Here is a 6,418-nt window from a genome sequence, read left to right on the forward strand (position 1 = left end):
CACTCATCGTTGAGCAACAAACCAACCAGCTAAGCGAACTCAATGATGCCCTTTAGAATATTAGAGACCCTTGCATAAATAGGAACAATCATCAGAAACCCACTTTTCATCCACTTGGCGATTTTTTAAACCCAGCCTTAGCCCTGCTAGGACAAGGTTTAAAGAAATCACCCATTGGGCAAAAATTGGATTTTGCCAATCATCCCTATTTATGCAAAGGTCTCTATTAATAAAAAGTCAAGCCAGGGTTTTACTGGTGAACAACTGAGAAAGTCCGAACAAAACACCCAATGCGATGACAATTGCCGGACCTGTTGCCACATCGTAGTATATTGAGCTATTTAGCCCAACAACAACAGCAATGATTGAAACGACAATAGATAAAAATACCATTTGAACGGGACTACCCGCAAATACTCTAGCAACAGCTGGCGGAATAATAAGCAACGAAGTGATAAGCAACACACCAACAATTTGTACGGAAACTGAGACAGTGAGTGCAATCATCAACATAAACAATAATTGATATGCAAAGCGATTAAGTCCACTTGCCACTCCTAATTCTTCGTTGAGTGTGAGTAATAACAAGCGTTGCCAAAAGACACTCAGTAAAACACCAACCAAGATAAGAATGGTATAAATCCAAATAATATCTTGATTGCTAATAGACAAAATATCACCAAACAACAATGAGAAGTAATCAGTATTTGTACCGCCCACTAATGCTAAAACTACAATACCCAGTGATAAAGCAATGTGTGAAAAAATACCTAAGATAGCGTCATTAGATAAAAAATCTTTTTGTTGTAAAGCAACAATCAAAGTGGCAAATAGCACACCAACAACAATCAATCCAATATGAATATCCAAACCACTTATCAAGCCTAACGACACACCGAGCAGCGCTGAATGAGAAATGGATTCGGAAAAATAACTCATGCGTCTCCAAATCACAAAACAACCTAAAGAACCTGCAATAATTGAAATGCCAATCGCTGCTAAAAGCGCTCTAAAAATAAAATCTTCCACTATTTCCTTAAGTCAGCTATTTTTGACAGTGCTTACACAACCCATATAAATATAGACAATGGTCGGTAAGTTGGTAGCCATATTTTTCAGCAACATCGTGCTGATGTTTTTCAATAACTTCATCTGTAAACTCATCAATCTTGCCACACTTGACGCACACCAAGTGGTCGTGATGCTCAACATTAGACAACTCGAATACGCTTTGTCCGTTGTCAAAATTAAGTTTATTAACCATACCAGATGTTTCAAACTGAGTTAACACACGGTAGATTGTTGCCACGCCGACTTCTTCGTTTTGCATAATCAGTGCACGATAAATATCCTCAGCACTCATATGACGATTTTCACTGGTTTCTAAAATTTCTAAAATTTTAAGCCTTGGCAAGGTAACTTTAAGCCCTGCACTTTTTAAATCTTGCGCGTCCATTGCATTCTCCTTAAGGTAAAATTAATAATTCACAATTATTTTATTTTAACCAAAAAATGAACAAATTAATTCTAATTACATTTTTATCTCTACTTTTAAACGCTTGTTCTTTTTCAGACTATGTGCCCGAGGTACCAACATTGTCATTGATAAAACCTTATAAAGCTGATATCAATCAAGGTACCGTATTAAGCCGTCTTAGCATTAACCAATTAAAAATTGGGATGTCAAAAAAACAAGTACAAGAACTCATTGGAACCCCCAGTGTCATTGACCCATTCCACAACAATCAATGGGATTATATCAACCATTCAATGATGGGCTCTGGCGAAGTTATTCGCTATCGCTTAATACTGAAGTTTGAAGGAGTCAAATTAGTCAATATCAATACTGATGGCATTAGCTCCTTGCCAGAACTAACCGACAAACAAAAAAAATTACAAGAGACTCGTATTGCTGAAGAAAAAGCTAAAATATTAGAAGAAAAGCGCCTTGCTGAAGAAAAAGCCAAACACGCTGAGCAAGAAAAAATCAAAGCTAAGGCGTTGGAAGAAAAAGCTAAGAAGCTAGAAGAAGAAAACAAAGCCAAGGAATTAGAAGAAAAAGCTAAAGAGCTGGAAGAAGAAAACAAAGCCAAGGAATTAGAAGAAAAAGCTAAAGAGCTGGAAGAAAAAAATAAAACCAAGGAATTGAAAGAAAAAACAAACCTTGATATAAATTCTAGTAAATAACCAACGCTACACTGCCTCAGTGCTTACACTTAACAATCTAAGTTGCCAAAAGGGTTACAACCTTTTATTTGACGACTTGTCGTTAGTGGTTAATTCAGGGGATATTTTGCGTATTACTGGCACCAATGGCAGTGGCAAAACCTCACTGTTAAAAATTTTGGCTGGACTTAATACACAAGAACAAGGCACCATTCACTTGGACGATCACCCTGTCAAATCAGAAGAGTACCAAAATGCAGTTTTTTATTTAGGTCATTTGAGCGCACTTAGCGCTGAACTTAGTTGCCTTGAAAATCTTAAATATTTAAACGCACTGAATCAGTCAACCGATGAACAAAAATTAATTGATGCCCTTAATCAAATCGGTTTACAAGGCTATGAAGACGAATACTGTGGCAAACTCTCAGCAGGGCAAAAACGCCGTGTGATTTTGGCAGGGTTGTTTGTCTCTAATGCCAAAGTTTGGCTACTAGATGAGCCATTTACCGCGCTTGACCCTCAAGGTGTTAAAATCATTGAGCAGCGCATCAGCAAACACTGCAAGCAAGGTGGGCTGTGTTTATTCACCACGCATCAAGACTCAGCGCTAAAAAATCAAAAGGTATTGGCGCTATAACAATGAATATCTACCTGCAAACACTTAAACGCGACTTAAATGTGGCAATTCGCAATCCATCAAGTGTGCTTAATCCTTTATTGTTTTTTGTGATTTCTGTCTCACTATTCCCATTAGCCATTAGCCCAGAAGCCACAACATTGTCACAAATTGCTGCTGGTATTATTTGGGTAGCCAGTATGTTGGCTGTATTGTTATCGCTAAATTCATTATTTCATCATGACTTTGAGAATGGGGTGCTTGAGCAAATGCTTATCTCTCACCATTCACTGCCCTTGCTCATTCTATCCAAAATCACTGCTCATTGGCTACTGACTGGCATTCCCATCATTTTATTGTCGCCCTTGCTTGGCTTGTTTTTGTTCTTAGACAACGAAGGAGTTAAAGTCTTAATGTTCACCCTGCTACTCGCCACGCCAAGCCTGAGTTTGATTGGTGCCATTGGTGCCTCGCTCATTGTCGGTATTAAAAACTCAGGAATGTTATTGTCCTTGTTAATATTACCTCTGTATATCCCAATTCTTATCTTTGCCTCCTCTGCGGTTTCTCAAGTATCTGCTGGCTTAGATATTAGTGCTCAGTTGTATTTCTTAGCGACAATCTTAGTGGTAAGCTTGATGCTTGCGCCGTTTATTAGTGCACTGTCTCTAAAAATAAGTTTAGAATAATTAATCACTTCTGTTATAATTTGTGCGTACGCTGATTTGTCCCGATTGCTAGCGTTGTTGCCCATCAAGGTAAACTAAAACAAGCTAAAGTAGGATTTCTTCTGAAACCCCACTTTGTGGGGTTTTTTAATGAAAACTTTTAATAATTATTGATGATTATTAAAAGTTTTTAAATAGGAGAATAAAAAATGATTTTCACTTCCGAGTCCGTTTCTGCTGGACACCCTGATAAGGTTTGCGACCAAATATCTGATGCTATATTAGATGCGATTTTAACGCAAGATACGAACGCCCGTGTGGCTTGCGAAACTTTGGTTAAAGACAACGATGTTATATTGGCAGGCGAGATTACCACCACTGCTAGCGTTGATTACGACAAGATTGTGCGGGAAACTATCAATAATATTGGCTACACCAAAGAAGAATACGGTTTTACAGGTAACAGTTGCAAAATCACCAACTTACTTGGTGAACAATCACCCGAGATTGCTATGGGCGTTGATGAATTTGACGACCATGAACAAGGTGCAGGCGACCAAGGTTTAATGTTTGGTTATGCTTGTAATGAGACTGATGTTTTAATGCCCGCACCGATTACTTACGCACACCGTTTGGTTAAGCAACAAGCAGATTTAATGCTAAGCGGGCAATTATCATGGTTACGCCCTGATGCAAAATCACAGGTTTCTTGTGTTTACCAAGATGGGCGAGTTGTTGGTGTTGATGCGGTGGTTTTATCCACACAGCATGATGGGGATATTTCTCAAGCAGCGCTTAAAGAAGCAGTAATGGAAGAGATTATAAAACCTATCTTACCTGCGCAGTGGTTAAGTGATAAAACACAATACCACATCAACCCAACAGGGGCTTTCGAGATTGGCGGTCCAGTCGGCGATGCGGGCTTAACGGGTCGTAAAATTATTGTGGACACTTATGGTGGTATGGCAAGACATGGCGGTGGTGCATTTTCAGGCAAGGACCCATCAAAAGTAGACAGAAGTGCCGCCTATGCAACTCGTTATGTGGCAAAAAATATTGTAGCTACTGGCATGGCTGACAAATGTGAAATTCAAGTATCTTATGCCATTGGCGTAGCAAAGCCAACTTCAATCAGTATTGAAACCTTTGGCACAGCAAAAGTACCGATGATAGAAATTGAAAAATTTGTCAATGAAAATTTTGATTTACGCCCCAAAGGCTTAATCACAATGCTAGATTTGAAACGCCCTATTTATCAGCAAACAGCTGCTTACGGACATTTTGGTCGCACAGAAGATAACATTACTTGGGAAAAAATCAAGTAAAATATGCAACATACCAAGGGGCGTTGCATTGAAAAATATTTTTCAATCAGGCTTGGTAAAATCAAAACGACGCTCATTTTTTAACCTTTTTAGGAGCATAAAATGAGTAACAATACACTTAACAATAACGACTACAAAGTTGCTGACATGACTTTGGCTGATTTTGGTCGTAAAGAAATCGAACTGGCAGAAGTTGAGATGCCTGCATTAATGGCACTTCGAGCTAAATACAGTGCAACACAGCCTTTAAAAGATGCAAGAATTTTGGGTTGTATTCATATGACTATTCAAACTGCCGTCCTCATGGAAACCTTGGTTGACTTGGGTGCACAGGTTCGCTGGTCAAGTTGCAATATTTTCTCAACGCAAGACCACGCAGCTAGCGCAATGGTAGCTGCCAATATCCCTACTTTTGCTTGGAAAGGCGAAACTGAAGAAGAATTCTTATGGTGCATTGAGCAAACCATCCTTACCGATGGCAAGCCTTGGAACGCCAATATGGTGTTGGATGATGGCGGTGATTTAACACAAATGTTGCACGAAAAATATCCAGCAATGTTAAAAGATATTCATGGTATTAGTGAAGAAACCACAACGGGTGTTCACCGTTTATTGGAAATGTTGGAAGCAGGCTCACTTAAAGTACCTGCTATTAATGTGAATGATTCTGTTACCAAATCAAAAAATGACAACAAATATGGCTGTCGCCATTCGCTTAATGACGCAATTAAGCGTGGCACAGATATGCTAATGGCAGGTAAAAAAGCCTTGGTGATTGGTTATGGCGATGTTGGCAAAGGCTCAGCACAGTCTCTTCGTCAAGAAGGCATGATTGTGAAAGTTAGTGAAATTGACCCAATTTGTGCGATGCAGGCCTGTATGGATGGTTTTGAGATTGTTTCTCCTTATAAAAACGGTGAAAATACGGGCGAAACTAAGGATATTAACAAACGCTTATTAGCCACAACTGACTTAATCGTTACCACCACAGGCAACCTCAATGTGTGTGATAGCGCAATGTTGAAAATGCTTAAACAAGGTGCAGTGGTGTGCAATATTGGACATTTTGACAATGAAATTGACACCCAATATATGCGCGACAACTGGACTTGGGATGAAGTTAAACCGCAAGTTCATCGTGTGTTTAAAAGCAATGATAAAAATGATTATTTAATTTTATTATCCGAAGGTCGCTTGGTAAATCTCGGTAATGCCACAGGCCACCCAAGTCGCATTATGGATGGTTCGTTTGCCAATCAAGTATTGGCGCAAATGTATTTATATGAAAAAGCCTTTGCTGATATAGGTGGTGAGATTTATGTAAAAGTCTTGCCTAAAAAACTTGATGAAGAAGTTGCCAGTGATATGGTAGCGGGTTTTGGTGGTGTGATAACCCAACTTACCAACAAACAAGCTGATTACATCAACACGCCAAAAAATGGTCCATTTAAGCCAGAGTCTTATAAATATTAAAGATTAAAAATCATTAAGTTGAGACCTTTGCATAAATAGGGATGATTAGTAAAATCCAATTTTTGCCCAATGGGTGATTTCTTTAAACCTTGTCCTAGCAGGGCTAAGGCTGGGTTTAAAAAATCGCCAAGTGGGTGAAAAGTGGGTTTATGATGATTGTTCCTATTTAT

General features: G+C 38.9%; 7 protein-coding genes and 1 riboswitch. Of the genes, 5 read left to right on the plus strand and 2 right to left on the minus strand.

From position 1 onward, the window contains the following. Positions 1 to 237: 237 nt before the first annotated feature. Together BBROOKSOX_RS08290 and fur are read right to left on the minus strand one after the other, a co-directional pair. Entirely contained in the window at positions 238 to 1,029 is a 792-nt protein-coding gene (locus BBROOKSOX_RS08290; protein WP_139660905.1) for a metal ABC transporter permease, read from the minus strand. A 16-nt stretch (positions 1,030 to 1,045) separates the two neighbouring features. Further along, entirely contained in the window at positions 1,046 to 1,456 is a 411-nt protein-coding gene (fur, locus tag BBROOKSOX_RS08295) for a ferric iron uptake transcriptional regulator (protein ID WP_139660908.1), read from the minus strand. Between the two features lie 56 nt (positions 1,457 to 1,512). On the opposite strand from fur, the gene BBROOKSOX_RS08300 reads away from it, so the two are divergent. The 5 genes from BBROOKSOX_RS08300 (at position 1,513) to ahcY (ending at position 6,248) form a co-directional block, all read left to right on the plus strand. Then, positions 1,513 to 2,187, plus strand: a complete 675-nt coding sequence (locus tag BBROOKSOX_RS08300) for an outer membrane protein assembly factor BamE (RefSeq protein ID WP_139660911.1) — start codon at positions 1,513 to 1,515, stop codon at positions 2,185 to 2,187. Positions 2,188 to 2,206: 19 nt separating this feature from the next. Beyond that, positions 2,207 to 2,803 (plus strand): cytochrome c biogenesis heme-transporting ATPase CcmA, encoded by a 597-nt coding sequence (gene ccmA / locus BBROOKSOX_RS08305; RefSeq protein ID WP_139660913.1) that lies wholly within the window; start codon positions 2,207 to 2,209, stop codon positions 2,801 to 2,803. Positions 2,804 to 2,805: 2 nt separating this feature from the next. Continuing rightward, positions 2,806 to 3,471 carry a heme exporter protein CcmB gene (gene ccmB, locus BBROOKSOX_RS08310; protein ID WP_139660915.1) on the plus strand — a complete coding sequence of 222 codons (666 nt, stop codon included), beginning with the start codon at positions 2,806 to 2,808 and terminating at the stop codon, positions 3,469 to 3,471. Positions 3,472 to 3,659: 188 nt separating this feature from the next. Further along, positions 3,660 to 4,775, plus strand: coding sequence for a methionine adenosyltransferase (metK, locus tag BBROOKSOX_RS08315; RefSeq protein ID WP_139660917.1), 1,116 nt, complete (start codon positions 3,660 to 3,662; stop codon positions 4,773 to 4,775). A 9-nt stretch (positions 4,776 to 4,784) separates the two neighbouring features. Next, positions 4,785 to 4,857: riboswitch (S-adenosyl-L-homocysteine riboswitch) on the plus strand. A gap of 20 nt (positions 4,858 to 4,877) precedes the next feature. Continuing rightward, positions 4,878 to 6,248 (plus strand): adenosylhomocysteinase, encoded by a 1,371-nt coding sequence (gene ahcY / locus BBROOKSOX_RS08320; protein WP_010646913.1) that lies wholly within the window; start codon positions 4,878 to 4,880, stop codon positions 6,246 to 6,248. Positions 6,249 to 6,418: the final 170 nt, after the last annotated feature.

The organism is bacterium endosymbiont of Bathymodiolus sp. 5 South, assembly GCF_900128535.1.
Lineage (GTDB): Bacteria > Pseudomonadota > Gammaproteobacteria > PS1 > Pseudothioglobaceae > Thiodubiliella.

Bases quoted from the DNA above. Each gene is read 5' to 3' on its own strand.
- fur (WP_139660908.1), bottom strand. From the start codon at position 1,456: ATGGACGCGCAAGATTTAAAAAGTGCAGGGCTTAAAGTTACCTTGCCA.
- BBROOKSOX_RS08300 (WP_139660911.1), top strand. From the start codon at position 1,513: ATGAACAAATTAATTCTAATTACATTTTTATCTCTACTTTTAAACGCT.
- ccmB (WP_139660915.1), top strand. From the start codon at position 2,806: ATGAATATCTACCTGCAAACACTTAAACGCGACTTAAATGTGGCAATT.
- metK (WP_139660917.1), top strand. From the start codon at position 3,660: ATGATTTTCACTTCCGAGTCCGTTTCTGCTGGACACCCTGATAAGGTT.
- ahcY (WP_010646913.1), top strand. From the start codon at position 4,878: ATGAGTAACAATACACTTAACAATAACGACTACAAAGTTGCTGACATG.